The following is an 18311-nucleotide window of genomic DNA, read 5'->3' as shown; positions in this document are numbered from 1 at the left end:
CCCCTGAGTTACCTGTTTCACACTAGCTCTCAGAACGTTCCCAGCGTTCCAGAAACCAGGATTCTTATGAAAACCAAAACCACTCTCATCGCTTTTGCTTTGATCACAACATTAATCAGTAGCCCACAAGCATTTCCTGCGGGTAAGACTTCACTTGTTGTTAAAGATGCTGCGCGATCATCAAAATCAATTCCTAACACGATATTAAGTGGCAATGTAATTCCATTAAAAACAGTTGGCATAGATGGTGATTTCTATATTGATTTAAAGAATGCAAATCTCTATGGGCCCAAGACAAAAGGTGTTTGGAAGCTAGCAACATCACTACGAGTACCTGAGACAAAAGATGTTGTAGTGCCTGTAGCTGGTATTGATGGAGCTAAAGGCAACACAGGAGAACAAGGGTTATCAGGTGCTAATGGAACTGATGGAGCAGCTGGAGCTAAAGGTGCTGATGGCGTGAAAGGTGCTGATGGAGCTAAAGGTGCAACGGGCTTAACAGGTGCAACTGGATCAACTGGTTACACCGGTGCCACAGGATCAATCGGTGCAACTGGTGCTAAAGGTGAAACCGGAGCAACTGGATTAGCAGGTACTGCAGGAACAAATGGAACTGCTGGAGTTAAAGGTGACACTGGCACAGCAGGCACTAATGGAGTCGATGGAAGTAAAGGTGATACCGGCTTAGCTGGAGCTAAGGGTGATGCAGGAATTCAAGGAGTTAAAGGTGACACCGGATTAACAGGAAGTTCTGGCTCACAAGGTGCAACTGGTAGTGCAGGTGCTGCGGGGATTAGTAGTGCGCAGTGGGTTGTATTGAGTTCAAAAGCATTAGTAACAACTTCAGGAGGCAGAAGTATCGACATAATTTCGACAGCTAGTTTGAGTGCAGACAGTAGCTATACGTTTGAAGTGATGGTCAATGGCCTTGTCCCAGTGGGCAACACAGAAGATCTCTTTATCGGTGGAACGATTTCAGTGTGCACAGCTGGAGATTGTGTCCCAATTACTAATCAATATTGCATCGCTAGCAACTCTGAAAGTTATGCAAATGGCATCAAGTCAAAGCATTTTGGAATACGGATTATGGGTGCTTATACGAATGCCAGCGGAACGCCATTTTTCGGAGTCAATATAAATATACAAACTGCGAGTTTGTTGAGTTCAATTTCATTCAGCGGCACCGCCCTCATTACTAAGGTCGGTTCCATCGGATAAATACGTGGAGCGGGTGACCGGGATCGAACCGGCATGGCCAGCTTGGAAGGCTGGGGCTCTACCATTGAGCTACACCCGCATGTGGTGCGTAGGGCTAAAGGTACTGGGTCGGTAAGAGATGAGTGAAATCTCCTCTAGACTCTCGCTTTGCGCCTCGGGGCGTAGCGTAGTGGCTAGCGCGCCTGCTTTGGGAGCAGGAGATCGGGAGTTCGAATCTCCCCGCCCCGACCAGTTCCATTTAACTTGTTAGCTCACCAAGGAGTAATTGTGAAAAGCACTATCGAGACACTTTCCCCAACACGCGTTCGCCTCGATATTGAAGTTGCTTATAGTGAAATGACTACACACGTTGCTGATGCATATAAGAAGGTAGCAACACAAGTAAACATTCCTGGTTTTCGCAAAGGCAAAGTTCCTGCATCAATGATTGATCAGCGCGTGGGCCGCGGAACTGTAATCGATGAGGCAATCAACGCAGCTCTTCCAGATTTCTATGGCCAGGCAGCTCGCGAACACACAGTTGCAGTTATTGGTCGTCCTGTAGTTGATGTCAAAGAGTTCGTTGATAACGAGAAGCTTGTTTTCACTGTTGAAGTAGATATTCGTCCAGAAGTCACTTTGCCTGATTTCTCAAAGATTACTGTTGAAGTTGATGACGTTACTGTCACCGATGCAGACATTGATGAGCAGATTGAATCTCTTCGCACACGCTTTGGAACTCTCACAACAGTGGAGCGCGCAGTTGCTAACGGCGACTTTGCAACTCTAGATATGAATGCCTTTATCAACGGTGAAAGCGTTGAAGGCGGACAAGCAAATGATCTTTCCTATGAAGTTGGTTCAGACAAGATGATTGCTGGTCTTGATGAGATTTTGATTGGTATGAATGTTGGCGACACCAAGCGCTTTGAAACTGAGCTTGTTGGTCAGCAAGAGGGCGAAAAGGGTGAAGTAGAGGCAACAGTTAAGGCAGTCAAAGAGCGCGAGCTTCCACCTGTTGATGATGCTTTTGCAAAGCTTGCCTCAGAGTTTGATACTTTGGCCGAGCTTCGTGAAGATTTCCGCGAGCGCCTAAGCCGTGTGAAGAAGATGGAACAAGGAACACAGGCACGTGATCGCCTAGTTGAAAAACTACTTGCAGATCTAGATATTCCAGTTCCAGATGCTTTAGTTGAACTAGAAGTAAATGATCACCTTGAAGGTGAAGGCCGCTTAGAAGATGCAGTTCACCGTGCTGAGGTTGATGGTGAAGTTCGTGCTTCCCTTAAGTCAGATTTCCTACTCGATGCAATCGTTCAAACTGAAGAAGTTCAGGTCACTGAGATTGAGCTAACTGAGTACTTAGTTCGCACTTCACAGCGCTATGGCATGGCTCCGCAGCAGTTTGCTGAAGAACTACAAAAAGCAGGCCAGATTTCACAGTTGGTTGCAGAAGTAACACGTGCAAAGGCGTTGGCTTCAGTACTTGGGCGCATCACGGTTAAAGATGCATCAGGTGCCGTCATTGATCTTGAAGCATTACGCCCACAGCCAACACCTGCTGATTTAGTCGAAGAGGCTTAATACTCTTTAGCCCTGAGCGAACATCGCCCAGTTAACGCTCCTATTTGGCGATATTGGGAAGCATTTAGTCGCCAATATTGTTAGGGTCACTACAGGTAAAAAATACAGGAGGAAATTGACGTGGATTTAGACAGCAAAATGAAAGACCAGATTTACAACCGCTTGCTTGAAGAGCGCATTGTTTTCTTGTCAGGTGAAGTCCGCGATGAGATGGCCAACATGGTCTGTGCTCAGCTTCTTCTTCTCTCCTCTTTGGATCCCAAGAAAGATATTTTCTTATACATCAACTCACCAGGCGGATCAGTAACTGCAGGTATGGCTGTCTATGACACTATGGAGTTGATTCCAAATGATGTTGCAACAGTTACCTTTGGAATGGCTGCATCAATGGGTCAGTTCCTTCTCACATCAGGAACAAAGGGAAAGCGTTATGCAACTAATAGCTCTCGTATCTTGATGCACCAACCACTAGGTGGAATTGGTGGAACAGCAATTGATATTCGTATTCAGGCAGAACAGATGGCGATTACAAAGCAAACTCTTTCAGAGCTCAACGCTTTGCACACTGGCCAAACTCTAGAAAAGATTCTTGCAGACTCAGATCGAGATAATTGGTTCAATGCCAAGGATGCTAAGGATTACGGCTTTGTGGATCATGTAGTGAGTTCATTGGGACAAATCACAGGAGGGAAAGCGTAATGACATTTCAAGAGATTAACTCACGCTACGTTCTTCCAACTGTTGAAGAAAAAACAGCTTATGGATACAAGCGTCAAGATCCATACACAAAGCTCTTTGAAGAGCGCATTATTTTCATGGGTCAGCCAATTGATGACACAGTTGCAAACGATGTAATGGCTCAGCTTTTGACTCTGGAATCTATGGATCCAGATCGCGACATCATGATCTATATCAACTCACCTGGTGGATCTTTCACCGCGCTCACTGCTATTTATGACACCATGCAGTTTGTTCGCCCAGACATCAGCACCATTTGCTTGGGTCAAGCTGCATCTGCTGCCGCAGTTATTCTTGCGGGAGGTGCAAAAGGAAAGCGTTACGCACTTGAGCACTCACGTATTTTGATCCACCAACCTTCATCAGAAGGTGGCGGTCAGGCATCTGATATCGAAATTCAAGCTCGCGAAATCGATCGAATCACTCGCTTGCAGGAAGATCTCTTATCACGCCACGTTGTGAAATCATCTGAAGAGATTCGCAAAGACATAGAGCGCGACAAGATTCTTACAGCAGCAGAGGCTGTTGAGTATGGAATTATCGATCAGGTATTGGCATCACGTAAGGCCAAGCCAACTAAGTAATCTTTCTATGAAACTATTTGAGGCGGGCTCCCTTTGGTCATACAAGGGATACCGTCTCTTTTGGTTTTCATCCAGGATTTTTCTTCATAACCCAACTGCATTTGCCTATGAATTATTCTCACGGCGAACACAAGTAAGCGCAAAAACCTCACCATAAATCCACGGGGGAACGTAAAATTTACCCATGACCAGAATCGGCGAAACAAGCGACTTGCTCAAGTGTTCCTTCTGCGGAAAAACTCAGAAGCAAGTTAAAAAACTCATTGCCGGACCTGGCGTCTATATCTGCGATGAATGTATTGAACTTTGTAATGAGATCATCGTTGAAGAGCTCTCTGAAGCCTCATCCCTTGGACTTGCTGAACTTCCTAAGCCACAAGAAATCTTTGAATTCCTAGATCAATATGTCATCGGACAAAACCGCGCAAAGAAGTCTCTCTCTGTTGCGGTTTATAATCACTACAAGCGTGTGCAAAGTGGCAACCGTGAAGATCAAATCGAATTAGCTAAATCAAATATCTTGCTACTTGGCCCAACAGGGTGCGGTAAAACTCTGATGGCTCAAACCCTTGCACGCATGCTCAACGTTCCTTTTGCTATCGCAGATGCAACTGCGCTGACAGAGGCTGGCTATGTGGGTGAAGATGTTGAAAACATTTTGCTTAAGCTCCTACAAGCCGCAGATTACGATGTTAAAAAGGCAGAAACAGGAATTATCTATATCGATGAAATCGATAAGGTTGCTCGTAAATCTGAGAACCCATCAATCACACGCGATGTTTCAGGTGAAGGTGTTCAGCAGGCGCTATTAAAGATTCTTGAAGGAACTGTTGCATCTGTTCCACCACAAGGTGGTCGCAAGCACCCACACCAAGAGTTCATCCAAATTGACACAACAAATGTTCTCTTTATTGTTGGCGGTGCATTTGCTGGATTAGAAAAGATCATTGAAAGCCGAGTTGGCAAGTCTGGTGTTGGCTTTAATGCAACCTTGCAGGATGCAGCCGATAAGAACCGTAAAGATATCTTTGCCGATGTAATGCCTGAGGATCTTTTGAAGTTTGGAATGATTCCAGAGTTCATTGGCCGTTTGCCAGTTCTCACAAGTGTTGAAAACTTGGACAAAGAAGCACTCATGCAGATTTTGACTGAGCCAAAGAACGCTCTTGTGAAGCAGTACCAACGCCTCTTTGACCTAGATAACGTTGAACTAGAATTTGATGCCCCAGCACTTGATGCCATTGCAGATCTTGCCTTGGATCGTGGAACTGGTGCTCGTGGCCTTCGCGCAATCATGGAATCAACGCTTTTGAGTGTGATGTATGACGTTCCTAGCCGTGGAGATGTAGCAAAAGTCATTGTGAACAAAGATTGCATCGAAAATGGGGCGCAACCTGAATTTATTAAACGAACTGGTGATATTCCAAAGCGCTCACGCGCAGCAAAGGGTCAAGAGGAGAAGAGCGCATAATCTAGACTGCTCCTTATGTCCGGCGACCTAGCTTCCAGTTTTTCACCAGCTGATATCGAAGCAACCCTGTATCAAAAGTGGGTCAGCGCTGGCTACTTCACGGCAGATGCAACATCTAGCAAACCTGCCTTCTCAATTGTTTTGCCACCACCGAATGTGACAGGTGTTCTACACATTGGTCACGCACTTGATCAAACACTGCAAGATTGTTTATCACGCATGAAGCGCATGAAGGGCTTTGAAGTTCTATGGCTTCCTGGAATGGACCATGCAGGAATTGCAACACAGAACGTTGTTGAAAAGCAGTTAGCCACAGATGGTAAATCTCGCCATGATTTAGGACGCGAAGAGTTTGTTAAAAAAGTTTGGGAGTGGAAGGCAGAATCTGGCGGTGCAATCCTTGAACAGATGAAGCGCCTTGGTTCATCAGTTGATTGGTCACGTGAGCGCTTCACAATGGATGAAGCGATGTCTAACTCCGTAGTTACATTGTTTAAGAAGATGCATGATGCTGGTTTGATTTATCGCGCAGAGCGAATCATTAACTGGTGTCCTCGTTGCTTAACCGCACTCTCTGACATTGAAGTTGAGCACCAAGATGATTCCGGCGAGTTCGTTTCAGTTCGCTACGGTGAAGGCGAACAAAGCATCACCGTTGCAACAACACGACCAGAGACAATGATGGGCGATGGCGCAGTCGCAGTTCACCCTGATGACCCACGCTATAAGCACATGGTTGGAACTTCTGTACTTTTGCCACTTGTTAACCGAATGATTCCAATCATTGCCGATGAACTAGTGGATCCTGATTTTGGAACCGGTGCTGTGAAAGTAACTGCAGCCCATGATCCCAATGACTTTGAAATGGCTGTTCGCCACAATGTTCCATTCGTTGTGATTATGAACGAGCACGGTGTTATGGATGGCACAGGAACTGAGTTTGATGGCATGGATCGCTTTGAAGCACGCGTGGCAGTGGTTGAAAAACTACGCTCACTGGGCCGCATCGTTGCTGAAAAGCGTCCTTATATTCACGCAGTGGGTCACTGTTCACGCTGTGACACAACAGTTGAACCACGTTTATCTAAGCAGTGGTTTGTAAAGGTTGCACCACTTGCAAAGGCATCAGCTGATGCTGTGCGAAATGGCTCAGTAACAATTGAACCTAAAGAGTTAGAACCTCGTTATTTTGATTGGGTAGATAACATGCATGACTGGTGTATTTCTCGCCAGTTGTGGTGGGGCCATCGCATTCCAGTTTGGTATGGACCAAATGGTGATGTTGTCGTTGTTGGTCCAGGTGAATCAGCACCTGCCGGCTACACACAAGATCCAGATGTTCTAGATACTTGGTTCTCATCGGGGCAATGGGCATTTTCAACATTTGGTTGGCCAGAAAAAACCGCTGATTTAGCTAAGTTCTATCCCACTTCAGTTCTAGTAACTGGCTATGACATTTTGTTCTTTTGGGTAGTGCGCATGATGATGATGAGTACTTTTGCTATGGATGGTGTGCCACCGTTTAAGACAATCATGTTGCATGGTTTGGTGCGCGATCAATTCGGCAAGAAGATGTCTAAGAGTCGCGGAAATGTTATTGATCCCATTGAGTTTATGGACAAATACGGCGCTGATGCTCTGCGCTTTACTTTGGCACGCGGTGCTAATCCAGGCACAGACCAAGCACTTGCTGAAGACTGGATTGGTGGTTCACGTAACTTTGCTACCAAACTCTGGAATGCAACCCGCTTTGCAATGATGAATGGTGCAACTGTTGAAGGTGAACTTCCAGCAGTTGATTCACTCAACGCTATTGATAAGTGGATCCTGAGCCGATTGTCAGAGACTGTCTCTGAAGTTGATTCACTGCTTGAAAAGTATGAGTTTGCTCGTGCCTGCGAGATTTTGTATCACTTTGCTTGGGATGACCTATGTGACTGGTATCTAGAGGTTTCAAAGGAAACTTTTGCAGGAGCTGATTCACAAAATACTAAGCGCGTTCTGGGTCATGTTCTTGATCAACTCTTGCGCCTTTTGCACCCAGTAATGCCATTTATTACTGAGCAGCTCTGGACAACGTTAACTGGGGCAGAATCACTCGTTATTGCTAAGTGGCCTGTGGCAGATGCTGCCCACGTTGATAAAGCATCAGAGAAGCTTGTTACGCAGATGCAAGAGATCATCACTGATGTTCGCAGGTTTAGAAATGATCAAGGTATTAAGACTTCACTCAAGATTCCTGCGCGCTTTGTGGCAAAGGGAGCAATTGCTGATTATTCAAGCGCAATGGCTTTTGTTTTGCGCCTTGAGCTTGGCGAAATTACACCAAGTGCAAAGGTTGAAATCGGTTCAGTAAAGGTGGAGTTCGATTTGACTGGATCAATCGATGTTGTCGCAGAGCGCGCTCGATTGGAAAAGGATTTAGCTGCAGCGATTAAGGATAAGCAGACTGCAGAAGTGAAGTTGAACAACGACGGTTTCATGGCCAAAGCACCTGAGAGTGTTGTTGTTGAAATCCGTGAACGTTTAGCTAAAACTAGTTCTGATATCGAACGCCTCACAGCACAACTTGGCGCACTACCTTCAGCATGATTATTTCTCCTGATGATCAAGAGCGCGTTGATGCAATTGAGCAAGCGCTACTAGCGCGCTGGCCAGAAGTTCGAATTGATCCAACAACAGAGCGCATTGCAGCCCTTGTTGATATTTTGGGTTCACCGCAGCTGACATATCCAACAATTCATGTGGGTGGAACAAATGGAAAGACCACCACAACACGAATGATTGATTCGCTCTTATTCGCCCATGGTTTGCGTACTGGGCGCTTTACTAGCCCACATCTTGAAACCTATCGTGAGCGCATTTCAATTAACGGCGAGCCCATTGATCCTAAAGATTTAATCTTTGCCTATAACGATATTGCTGCATATTTAGATTTAATGGATGAAAAGTTTGAACATCCCATCTCATTCTTTGAAGCAATCACAGCACTTGGCTTTGTCGCCTTTGCTGAACACCCTGTAGATGTTGGAGTTATTGAAGTTGGTATGGGTGGGCAGTGGGATGCAACAAATGTTGTTGATGCAGATGTCTCAGTAATCATGCCAATTGGCTTTGATCACATGGAATATCTAGGCAATACTCTGCATGAAATCGCTTCTACTAAGGCTGGAATCATAAAAGAAGGCGGCTTTGTTGTGCTGGCCCAACAAGAGCCAGAGGCTGCTAAGGAGTTAATTAGAAAAGCTGCAGAAGTTGGCGCAGATGTTGTGCGTGAAGGCGTTGAGTATTCAGTTGCCTCAAGAGCAATCGCAGTCGGGGGACAGCTCCTGACTATTCAAGGTTTGCACGACACATACGATGAAATTTTCTTGCCTCTCCATGGCAAGCACCAAGCCGCTAACGCTGCCAGCGCCCTGGTAGCAGTGGAAGCTTTCTTTGGCGATCAACCACTAGATATTGAAGCAGTGCGTGCAGGCTTTGCCGCAGTTACTTCACCTGGTCGCTGCGAGGTAGTTCACCGCGATCCGACGGTAATTTTAGATGCTGCGCATAATCCGCATGGCGCTAAAGCACTAGCGCAGACTCTGAAGAGTGAATTTAACTTTGATGAGATTGTGGCAGTTGTGGGTGTTTTTGGGGATAAAGATGCCCTTGGGATCTTGCAAGAGTTAGAACCAATTGTTGATCACGTCATTGTGACTCAAAGTTCATCGTCACGTGCCATGTCATCGTCAGATTTGGAAAAGCTAGCAACTTCTGTTTTTGGAAATGATCGAGTATTTGAAGTAAAGGATTTGCACACCGCCCTTGATCGAGCGGTGGGGGATGCAACTAGACCGTTAAGTGAAGATACCGTCGGGATTATTGTGACCGGCTCGGTTGTTACAGTTGGAGAAGCCCGAACCTATTTGAGAAAGAAGTTTGCGAAATGAGAATTCTAGGAGCAACAGTTCTTGTTATGGAGAGCATGACTTTGGGTTTTGCGATTTTGCTTGCAACGAAAGATCAACCTACGGCCGCCCTCATATATGGCTCTGTGATTTCACTGCTTCTATTTCTCACTGCCGGCATTCTCAAGCGACGTTCAGGTTTATATTTCGGCTCAGTTCTGCAGGTTTTCATGATTAGTTTCGGCTTCTTCGTCCCATCCTTCTTTGTTATTGGGGTGATATTCCTAGGACTATGGGCCGCAGCCATCATTGTGGGCCGCAAGGGAGAAGCTGCGCGTGCGGCTCTCATGGCACAAGCAGGGGAAAAGGCCTAATAGACTAGGCAGGTGAGCATTGAGAAAACCCTAATCCTGGTTAAGCCAGACGGAGTCCGTCGTGGTTTAGTGGGCGAAGTTATTTCTCGTGTTGAAACAAAAGGTTATTCCATCGAAGCGTTACGTTTACTTAACGCTGATCGCGCATTACTTGAACAACACTACGCAGAACATATTGGTAAGCCATTTTATGAACCACTAGTTGAGTTCATGATGTCAGGACCAATCGTTGCAATGGTTGCTTCGGGTAATCGTGTCATCGAAGGATTTCGCTCGTTAGCCGGAGTTACTGATCCAACAGTTGCAGCACCCGGAACTATCCGTGGTGACTTAGCTCGTGATCAAGGCACCAAAGTTGTTCAGAATATTGTGCATGGCTCAGATTCACCTGAATCAGCTGCGCGCGAGATTCAAATTTTCTTCCCTAAATAATCAAGGAGTACAAAAGTATGAGTTCACAAAGCAGACAGAGCAGAATGTCTTTCATCGGTCGTGATATGGCCGTTGACCTAGGAACTGCAAACACGCTTGTTTATGTGCGCGGGCGTGGCATTGTTTTGAATGAGCCATCTGTTGTTGCCGTCAATCAAGATTCTGGCGGAATTTTAGCCGTTGGTCTTGAAGCCAAGAAGATGATTGGCCGTACTCCAGGAAACATCGTTGCTATTCGCCCACTTAAAGATGGTGTGATTGCAGACTTTGAGACCACTGAGCGCATGCTGCGTTACTTTATTCAAAAGGTGCACCGTCGTCGTTACTTGGCTAAGCCAAGAATCGTTGTGTGCGTTCCATCAGGTATCACTGGCGTTGAGCAGCGCGCAGTAAAAGATGCGGCATATGCCGCCGGTGCTCGTAAGGTTTACATTATTGAAGAGCCAATGGCAGCAGCTATTGGTGCTGGTCTTCCAATCCACGAACCAACAGGAAACATGGTTGTAGATATTGGTGGCGGTACTACTGAGGTTGCAGTTATTTCACTAGGTGGAATTGTGTGTTCACTTTCAATTCGCGTAGGTGGAGATGAGCTCGATCAGTCGATTATCAACTGGGTTAAGCGTGAATTCTCACTTCTTTTGGGAGAGCGCACCGCAGAAGAAATCAAGATGGCAATCGGTTCTGCTTATCCACTAGCGGGTGAAAACGATGCTGAGATTCGCGGTCGCGACTTAGCAACAGGATTACCAAAGACAATCGTTGTTTCAGCTGCAGAGATTCGCAAAGCTCTAGACGAGCCAGTCAATGCAATTGTTAATGCAGTAAAGAGCACACTCGATAAGACTCCTCCAGAGCTTGCATCAGATTTGATGGATCGTGGAATTGTTCTTACTGGTGGCGGTGCTTTGCTCAAGGGTCTTGATGAGCGTCTTCGTAAAGAAACTGGAATGCCAATTCACATCGCTGAACGTCCATTGGATGCAGTTGTTGAAGGCTCTGGAAAATGTATCGAAGAGTTTGAGGCTTTAGAGAAGGTCTTAATCTCCGAACCTCGTCGATAGGTTTATTAGAAGATGCGTTACGGCGGAGAGGGTCGTACCCGTCTTCTCTTAATCATTTTAATTGTTACTGCGCTGTTTCTCATCACCTTAGATTTGCGTGGAGTTGCAGTTCTAGATGGAGCGCGTCAAGGTACTCAGGCAATTCTTTCGCCTTTCCAAAAGGCTGGAAATTTCATCCTCACACCAGTTAAAAACTTTGTAACCGATGTGACGCACCTAGGCCGCACGCGCAATCAAATTGAAAAGCTGCGCGCTGATAATGCCAAGCTAAAGGCAGATTTAATCAACCGTAAGAACGCTGATGCCCAACTCAAACAGCTTGAATCCATTCTAGATTTAGCTGGTACTGCTGGATATAAAGTAGTAAATGCAAAAGTGATCAGCCAAGGCTCTAGCCAGTCTTTTTCTCAAACCGTGACTATTGATATTGGTTCAAATGCAGGTATCAAGAAAAACATGACTGTGCTCTCACAAACTGGAATCGCTGGTGTGGTCAAAGATGTTTTCCCAACAACTGCATTAGTGATGCTTGCAACCGATCCATCATTTAAAATCGGTGTTCGCATTGCTGGAACCCAACAAATAGGCATTTTGTCAGGCCGAGGATCACGCTCAGGTTCACTGCAATTACTCGATAATTTAACAACAGTAAATGTTGGCGATGTGTTGCTAGCGCGTGGAAGTGTGGCTAATCGTCCCTTTGTCCCGGGAGTTCCAGTTGGTTATGTAACTGCCGTTGATAACTCTGCCGGGGAAATCGCTCAAAGTGGCACCGTTCGTTACTACACAAATTTTGGTGGACTTGGAGTTCTAGCAGTTGTTGTCGCAGCCTCATCCACTAATCCAGGTGATGCACTAGTTCCGCCTAAGCCAGTCCCAACTCCCATTCCAACGGTGACGGTTTATGTAACACCATCACCGTCTCCAACGGAGTAGTTGTTCATGTTGACCCGACAGATTTCACTTTCAGCACCAATATTTCTTTTCATCTTTGTCTTGCAAGAAGCAGTAGTGAATCAATTTAAACTGCCAGGTGGTGGTTTCTCACTCTTTGTGATCTTCGCTCTAGTGTGGGCAGTAATTAGCACGCCAGAGATTGCTGCGCTAACAGGTTTTGGTGCAGGCATATTGATGGATATGTCTGGCGGTGCAGGCGGTCCAGTGGGCCAATGGACACTGATTATGATCATTATTTGTTACGGCGTTTCATATCTTGGTTACGGTGATGGAAATATCAACGGAAACCCAATTGGAGTGGTTTTCTTTGTAGTGGTTGCAAACCTAGCCACTTCATTCCTTTTCCTTTCTAGTAGCGCCTTATTGGGTGTTACAACAGGAAGCTTCGGACAAATCCTTCTCACACTCCTTGGTAATTCACTCTGGACTTTGGTGCTCACACCCATTGTCTTGCCTGTGTTTTCATTTATGCACAACTTTGTCTTTGAAACGCGATCTGTTCTATGAACCAGCGCTCACGTTTGAGTTTGCTCGTTGTGCAGATTCTTATTGTTTCTTTACTAGTAGCACTCCTAGGACGCCTGTTCTATCTACAGATTGCTGCAGGCCCAAAATATCGTGACGCAGCACTAAGTATTCAAAGCCGCGATGTTGTGGCACCTGCAAATCGCGGTTTAATCGTTGATGCTTATGGCGTGCCAATGGCGCTAAATAAAGTGGGTTTAGCAATCACTATCGATCGCATTGAAATTGATAAGCAGCCAGATAAAGGCGTAGAAGTCATGCAACGTCTTGCAAAGCTACTTAAACTCAATTACAACGATGTTTATACAAATACACGCCTGTGTGGAGAGTTACCTGTGGGAGAGCGTGCAGGATGTTGGACAGGTTCTAGATACCAACCAATTCCAATTACAAAAGAGGCAGATCCAGATATTGCCTTGCAAATCGTTGAACGTCCCGACCAATTCCCTGGTGTGGATGCACAACCAATTTCAATCCGAAGCTATCCAGGTCTTGTTGATGTCAACGCCGCACATGTTCTTGGTTATGTCGGTCCTTTAACTGAGGATGATCTAACAAAAGATACGGGTAAGCAGTATTACAGGAGTGAGTCGATTGGTAAGGCCGGACTTGAAATTCAATACGATTCTTATCTGCGCGGTATTCCAGGAATTAGAACCCTGATTGTTGATCGAAAAGAAGCTATTACTCGCGAGAGTCAAAACACTAAACCAATTGCTGGTGATCACTTAGTTACAAGTTTAGATATTAGATTACAAGCAGCTGCTGAAAAGGCTTTAGCTGATGCTGTTAAGCGCGGACGAGCAAATGGTTACACCTCTGATTCAGGGGCTGCAGTTGTTATGGATATTAGAACTGGGCGCATTTTGGCCCTTGCTTCATACCCAACCTATGATCCAAATGCATTTGAAAAAGGTTTAACGGTTCAACAAGCATCAGATCTCTTTAGTGAGAAGAAGGCGGTCCCTGCACTTAACCGAGCACTGCAAGGTTTGTTTGCTCCGGCTTCTACCTTTAAATCTGTTTCCGTTGTTGCAGCAGCAGCTGCCGGATATGACCTCAACGCCTCATATAACTGTCCTTCAGAGGTGCAAGTGGGTACACGCGCATTTCAAAACTTTGATAGTAAAAATCAGGGTCGTATGAATATGAAAAAGGCCATTGCGGTCTCTTGTGACACGATCTGGTACCAAATCGCCTTTGATGAATGGCTACGAGATGGTGGATTGCGACCAAAAAACAACCCAAATGACTACTTCTTCAAAGCTGCGCAAAGTTTCCAATTAACTGAAAAAGTAGGCATTGATCTTCCCTCTGAATCACGCTCGCGTTTAGCTGATCGTGACTATAAGAAGAGTTGGTTTGAGCAGAACAAAGATTTCTATTGCAACTACAAAACTCGCGCCACTAAAGCCCAGCAGACTCCATTTCTTATTCAACTAGCTGCCGAAAACTGCGTCGATGGTGACAAGGTGCGCGCTGGAGATGCGGTGAACTTCTCTATTGGTCAAGGTGACACTGTTGTAACACCACTGAAGTTAACTCAGATGTATGCAGCAATTGGCAATGGTGGAACCATTTGGCAGGCATTGATTGCTAAAGCCATCGTTAAGACAGATGGAACAGTTGTTAAGTCCTTTGCGCCAAACAAGCTAGGAACTCTTACTACTGCGCCTTCAACTGTTAAATTCCTGCAAGGCGCATTACGTGAAGTGGTTGTTAGTGGAACAGGTGCAGGAGTTTTTGCAGGTTTCCCAGTTGAAATCAGTGGAAAAACTGGAACGGGCCAAGTCTTTGGTCGAAATCCAAACGGAACTCTTAAAGATGACACTTCTTGGTTTGCATCCTTTGCACCTAGCAAGAAACCGCGTTTTGCCGTTGTCATGATGGTTGGACAAGGTGGTTTCGGTGCATCAACTTCTGGTGTGGGTGTCAAACAGATATATGAAGCTATTTTTGGAGTTAAAGGTAATAAAGTTGTGCCAGGAGCTGCAATCTATCCATATGGAAAACCTCCAACAGATTTACCTAAGATTTCACCTGCGACAAAGCCGAAGGAGGCGCCATGAGCCAAATAGCTGCGCGCCAGCGCCTTTATCGTCGCCAGAGAAGCTCAATTTTTCATGGCTTTGATCCAGTTTTAACTGCAGCAGTTGCAGCGCTTTTATTTATTGGCACGCTACTTGTCTATGCCGCAACCCGAGATTGGTATGCGCGCAATGGTTTAGATCCTCAGTATTACCTTAAGCGCCATGTCATTAACATCGCCATCGGTGCACTTTTGGCTTATGGCACAACGGTTATTGACTATAGACTTCTTCGTGCTTACACACCGATTGTCTGGGGCTTAGGTGTTATTGGTTTGATTATCGTTTTGATTCCAGGTTTAGGTAGTGAAATCAATGGCGCTAAAGCCTGGATTGCACTGCCTGGAGGTTTCCAGATTCAGCCGGCGGAGCTAGCAAAAATCTCCATCATTATTGGTATGTCCATGATTTTATCTGAGCGAACCCACGATAGTGATGAACCTACTTCTAGAGATGTTCTCCAAGCTTTGGCAGTTGCAGCTATTCCAATTATCTTTATTTTAATACAGCCTGATATGGGAACAGTTTTTATCATCTCTGCATCAGTGGTAACAATCATTGCGGTTTCTGGCTCGCCAACTAGGTGGGTTGTTGGCCTTTTACTAGTTGCAGTCTTGGGAGGCGTTGTTGCAACAAACACTGGCGTAATTAGCGATTACCAGATTAAGCGCTTACAAACTTTCGTAGATCCAACCGTTGACACACAAGGCACCGGATACCAACTTCGCCAAGCTCGCATCACTGTGGGATCTGGGGGATTAATTGGAACTGGATTATTTAATGGTCCACAAACCAATGGCCGATTTGTTCCAGAGCAACAGACAGACTTTATTTTCACCGTTGCAGGTGAAGAGTTAGGTTTTCTAGGTAGTGGATTAATTGTGATTTTGTATTTGATTATGCTCATGCGCGCTTTTGCTATTGCGCGAAGAACGAGCGATCCCTTTGGGCGCTTGGTAACAACGGGTGTAATTGCATGGTTTGCTTTTCAGATATTTGAAAATATTGGAATGACTTTAGGGCTCATGCCGATGACGGGTGTGCCACTGCCATTCATCTCATACGGTGGATCATCGATGTTTGCCACATTGATCGGTTTTGGCCTGCTTCAGAACGTTCACGCTCGCTCCAGGGGCTGAAGTAGGCAATTAGCCCCCTATCTGCCATACTTAGGGCACATAGTTCAGCGCGGCTCGCGAATCCATCGCGGTAAAAGCCCAGCGCGAACAGGTAAGAAAAACCTAAAACAGGGATTTTTTAACGAGATAAGCGTTTTAAAAGACGCATAGAGGATTTGGTGCCATGGCTATTGAGCCTAAAACACCGCGCAAGCGTGCGGTTAAGAAAGCTTCAGCAAAAGCAGAAGCAAGCGTTACTGAAGTAACAACAGATGAGCCTAAGAAAGCTACGCGCAAAAAAGCAGCTATTCCGGTTCCAGTATTTCAAGCAGCCCCTGATAAGCCAGTAGCAAAAGCTGCGCGCAAAAAGGCAGAGGTCGCAGAGGCTCCAGCAGCAGATGCACCGGCCGCAGATAGCGCTGATCGTCCAGATCGCAACCGCCGTCGCCGTCGTGGTGGCCGTGGTCGCCGCAAGCCTGGCGCAGATATTGCAACTAATGAAGATTCAACAGAGGAAACTGGCGAAGAGGCAGTTGATAGCGATGGAACAACACATCGTCGCCGCCGACGTCGCCGCGCAGCAGGAGATGCTGAGGGTGTAACACCAGGTGAAGTAATTGATGAAGATGGTGTTGTAACAGTTGTTAAGGTCCGCGAAGTTCGCGAACGCCCAGCTCGTCCAGCACGTACTGAACGCCCAGATCGCAATGATCGCCGTGGAGGACGTCGTGATCGCAACGATCGCAATGACCGTGGCGCTCGCTCTGAATACCGCGAGCCATATCGCAAGCGTTCAACAGTTATCACTGATGGAGAATTCCTAGCACGCCGTGAAAATGTAGATCGCGAAATGCTTGTTCGTCAGATTGCAGATCGCACACAGATCGCCGTTATTGAAGATGGCGTGATGGTTGAGCATTACGTGAACCGCAATAGCAACGTTTCATACGTTGGTAACGTCTACTTAGGTCGCGTTCAAAACGTTCTTCCATCTATGGAAGCTGCATTCGTTGATATTGGTAAGGGTCGTAACGCTGTGTTGTATGCCGGTGAAGTCAACTGGGATGCTGCAGGAATTTCTGAATCTGAACCACGTAAAATTGAAACTGTATTAAAGACTGGCCAGCCAGTGTTAGTACAAGTTACAAAAGATCCTATTGGTCAAAAGGGTGCGCGTTTAACTAGCCAAATTTCCTTGCCAGGACGCTATGTTGTTTATGTCCCAGGTGGCGGAATGTCTGGTATTTCAAAGCGTTTACCTGAAACTGAGCGCACACGCCTGAAAGCAATTTTGAAGAACTTAATCCCAGAAGAAGCTGGCGTTATTGTTCGCACAGCTGCTGAAGGTGTGAGCGAAGAAGATTTAACCAGTGATGTGGCACGTCTTAAGGCTCAATGGGATGACATCTATGCCAAGACGCAGAACACAAATTTTAATCCTCCAGTTGCTCTCTACCAAGAGCCTGATCTTGCTGTTCGAGTTATCCGCGATATCTTCAATGAAGATTTCCGCAAGCTCACTGTGCAAGGTGCAACTGCGTGGGATGAAGTCACAAGTTATCTTGGCTTTATCGCTCCAGAGCTAACAACAAAGATTGAAAAATACACAGGCACCGGTGATCTCTTTGCAGACTTTAGAGTCGAAGAGCAGCTGGCTAAAGCTTTTGATCGCAAGGTCTACCTGCCTTCAGGTGGCTCACTTGTTATCGATCGCACAGAAGCAATGATTGTTATCGATGTTAACACCGGTAAATTTATTGGTAAGGGCGGAAACCTTGAAGAGACTGTTACTAAGAACAACTTAGAAGCAGCTGAAGAAATCGCCCGTCAACTTCGTCTTCGTGACTTAGGTGGAATTGTTGTCATTGACTTCATCGATATGATTTTGGAATCTAACCGCGAGATGGTTTTGCGCCGCCTCGTTGAATGCTTAGGTCGAGATCGCACCAAGCACCAGGTTGCAGAAGTTACTTCCCTTGGTCTTGTTCAAATGACACGTAAGCGTGTTGGACAGGGACTCATTGAAGCTTTCTCAACTACATGTGATTCATGTAGTGGACGCGGAATTCATATTCATATGGAGCCTGTGAAGATGAAGGCACCAATGCCACAACTAGATGTTCCATCATCTCAACATGAAGATGCAGAGGAAAAAGATGCCACTGAGCATGAATTCCATGAATCTTTAAATGATGATCAACCACCTGTAGAGACCAAGCCAGCTGGTGGGCGAAAGCGCCGCCGAGCAGCCTCCTCAGGCATAATTACCGCTTGATTTGAGCCTTCG

Annotated in this window: 15 protein-coding genes and 2 tRNA genes; 16 read left to right on the top strand and 1 reads right to left on the bottom strand. The window is 45.9% G+C overall.

Going from position 1 to position 18311, the window contains the following annotated elements:
• The first annotated feature begins 66 nt into the window (after positions 1–66).
• Positions 67–1218: a collagen-like protein gene (locus A7sIIA15_RS05250; protein WP_095686110.1), complete on the top strand. Its 1152-nt coding sequence runs from the start codon at positions 67–69 to the stop codon at positions 1216–1218.
• A gap of 5 nt (positions 1219–1223) precedes the next feature.
• Here the strand turns inward: A7sIIA15_RS05250 and A7sIIA15_RS05245 are convergent.
• A tRNA-Gly gene (locus A7sIIA15_RS05245) sits at positions 1224–1297 on the bottom strand.
• Positions 1298–1373: 76 nt separating this feature from the next.
• On the opposite strand from A7sIIA15_RS05245, the gene A7sIIA15_RS05240 reads away from it, so the two are divergent.
• The 15 genes from A7sIIA15_RS05240 (at position 1374) to A7sIIA15_RS05170 (ending at position 18299) form a co-directional block, all read left to right on the top strand.
• Positions 1374–1449: transfer RNA gene (locus A7sIIA15_RS05240), tRNA-Pro, on the top strand.
• Positions 1450–1485: 36 nt separating this feature from the next.
• Positions 1486–2781: a trigger factor gene (gene tig / locus A7sIIA15_RS05235; RefSeq protein WP_095686109.1), complete on the top strand. Its 1296-nt coding sequence runs from the start codon at positions 1486–1488 to the stop codon at positions 2779–2781.
• Positions 2782–2901: 120 nt separating this feature from the next.
• Complete coding sequence (locus tag A7sIIA15_RS05230) at positions 2902–3480, top strand: ATP-dependent Clp protease proteolytic subunit (protein ID WP_095686108.1); 579 nt, start codon at positions 2902–2904, stop codon at positions 3478–3480.
• Positions 3480–4103 (top strand): ATP-dependent Clp protease proteolytic subunit, encoded by a 624-nt coding sequence (locus A7sIIA15_RS05225; protein ID WP_095658184.1) that lies wholly within the window; start codon positions 3480–3482, stop codon positions 4101–4103. Before A7sIIA15_RS05230 ends, A7sIIA15_RS05225 begins: the two co-directional genes overlap by 1 nt.
• A 184-nt stretch (positions 4104–4287) precedes the next feature.
• Positions 4288–5574, top strand: coding sequence for an ATP-dependent Clp protease ATP-binding subunit ClpX (clpX, locus tag A7sIIA15_RS05220; protein WP_095686107.1), 1287 nt, complete (start codon positions 4288–4290; stop codon positions 5572–5574).
• A 15-nt stretch (positions 5575–5589) separates the two neighbouring features.
• Positions 5590–8166: a valine--tRNA ligase gene (locus tag A7sIIA15_RS05215; RefSeq protein WP_095686106.1), complete on the top strand. Its 2577-nt coding sequence runs from the start codon at positions 5590–5592 to the stop codon at positions 8164–8166.
• Entirely contained in the window at positions 8163–9509 is a 1347-nt protein-coding gene (locus A7sIIA15_RS05210) for a bifunctional folylpolyglutamate synthase/dihydrofolate synthase (RefSeq protein WP_095686105.1), read from the top strand. Before A7sIIA15_RS05215 ends, A7sIIA15_RS05210 begins: the two co-directional genes overlap by 4 nt.
• A complete protein-coding gene (locus tag A7sIIA15_RS05205; protein ID WP_095686104.1) occupies positions 9506–9841 on the top strand; it encodes a DUF4233 domain-containing protein in 336 nt (111 codons plus the stop codon). Before A7sIIA15_RS05210 ends, A7sIIA15_RS05205 begins: the two co-directional genes overlap by 4 nt.
• Before the next feature lie 12 nt (positions 9842–9853).
• Entirely contained in the window at positions 9854–10273 is a 420-nt protein-coding gene (gene ndk / locus A7sIIA15_RS05200; RefSeq protein ID WP_018225977.1) for a nucleoside-diphosphate kinase, read from the top strand.
• Between the two features lie 44 nt (positions 10274–10317).
• The gene (locus A7sIIA15_RS05195) at positions 10318–11337 is read left to right on the top strand and encodes a rod shape-determining protein (RefSeq protein WP_095686103.1); all 1020 of its coding nucleotides are present in this window, start codon (positions 10318–10320) and stop codon (positions 11335–11337) included.
• Positions 11338–11349: 12 nt separating this feature from the next.
• The gene (mreC, locus tag A7sIIA15_RS05190; protein ID WP_095686102.1) at positions 11350–12273 is read left to right on the top strand and encodes a rod shape-determining protein MreC; all 924 of its coding nucleotides are present in this window, start codon (positions 11350–11352) and stop codon (positions 12271–12273) included.
• 6 nt (positions 12274–12279) lie between these two features.
• Positions 12280–12801, top strand: coding sequence for a rod shape-determining protein MreD (gene mreD, locus A7sIIA15_RS05185; RefSeq protein WP_095686101.1), 522 nt, complete (start codon positions 12280–12282; stop codon positions 12799–12801).
• Positions 12798–14888, top strand: a complete 2091-nt coding sequence (mrdA, locus tag A7sIIA15_RS05180) for a penicillin-binding protein 2 (protein ID WP_095686100.1) — start codon at positions 12798–12800, stop codon at positions 14886–14888. Before mreD ends, mrdA begins: the two co-directional genes overlap by 4 nt.
• Complete coding sequence (gene rodA, locus A7sIIA15_RS05175; protein ID WP_190279116.1) at positions 14885–16045, top strand: rod shape-determining protein RodA; 1161 nt, start codon at positions 14885–14887, stop codon at positions 16043–16045. The genes mrdA and rodA overlap by 4 nt, the downstream gene beginning before the upstream one ends.
• A gap of 163 nt (positions 16046–16208) precedes the next feature.
• A complete protein-coding gene (locus A7sIIA15_RS05170) occupies positions 16209–18299 on the top strand; it encodes an Rne/Rng family ribonuclease (RefSeq protein WP_095686099.1) in 2091 nt (696 codons plus the stop codon).
• Positions 18300–18311: the final 12 nt, after the last annotated feature.

This window comes from Candidatus Planktophila vernalis, from assembly GCF_002288185.1.
In the GTDB taxonomy this organism is placed as follows: Bacteria; Actinomycetota; Actinomycetes; order Nanopelagicales; family Nanopelagicaceae; genus Planktophila; species Planktophila vernalis.
The sequence above is the reverse complement of the archived record's forward strand: the minus strand, read 5'-3'. Positions and strand labels throughout refer to the sequence as shown.

Excerpts from the sequence above, each read along its gene's own strand:
- A7sIIA15_RS05250 (WP_095686110.1), top strand. The coding sequence starts at position 67 with ATGAAAACCAAAACCACTCTCATCGCTTTTGCTTTGATCACAACATTA.
- A7sIIA15_RS05225 (WP_095658184.1), top strand. The coding sequence starts at position 3,480 with ATGACATTTCAAGAGATTAACTCACGCTACGTTCTTCCAACTGTTGAA.
- clpX (WP_095686107.1), top strand. The coding sequence starts at position 4,288 with ATGACCAGAATCGGCGAAACAAGCGACTTGCTCAAGTGTTCCTTCTGC.
- A7sIIA15_RS05215 (WP_095686106.1), top strand. The coding sequence starts at position 5,590 with ATGTCCGGCGACCTAGCTTCCAGTTTTTCACCAGCTGATATCGAAGCA.
- A7sIIA15_RS05210 (WP_095686105.1), top strand. The coding sequence starts at position 8,163 with ATGATTATTTCTCCTGATGATCAAGAGCGCGTTGATGCAATTGAGCAA.
- A7sIIA15_RS05205 (WP_095686104.1), top strand. The coding sequence starts at position 9,506 with ATGAGAATTCTAGGAGCAACAGTTCTTGTTATGGAGAGCATGACTTTG.
- A7sIIA15_RS05195 (WP_095686103.1), top strand. The coding sequence starts at position 10,318 with ATGTCTTTCATCGGTCGTGATATGGCCGTTGACCTAGGAACTGCAAAC.
- mreC (WP_095686102.1), top strand. The coding sequence starts at position 11,350 with ATGCGTTACGGCGGAGAGGGTCGTACCCGTCTTCTCTTAATCATTTTA.
- mreD (WP_095686101.1), top strand. The coding sequence starts at position 12,280 with ATGTTGACCCGACAGATTTCACTTTCAGCACCAATATTTCTTTTCATC.
- mrdA (WP_095686100.1), top strand. The coding sequence starts at position 12,798 with ATGAACCAGCGCTCACGTTTGAGTTTGCTCGTTGTGCAGATTCTTATT.
- rodA (WP_190279116.1), top strand. The coding sequence starts at position 14,885 with ATGAGCCAAATAGCTGCGCGCCAGCGCCTTTATCGTCGCCAGAGAAGC.
- A7sIIA15_RS05170 (WP_095686099.1), top strand. The coding sequence starts at position 16,209 with ATGGCTATTGAGCCTAAAACACCGCGCAAGCGTGCGGTTAAGAAAGCT.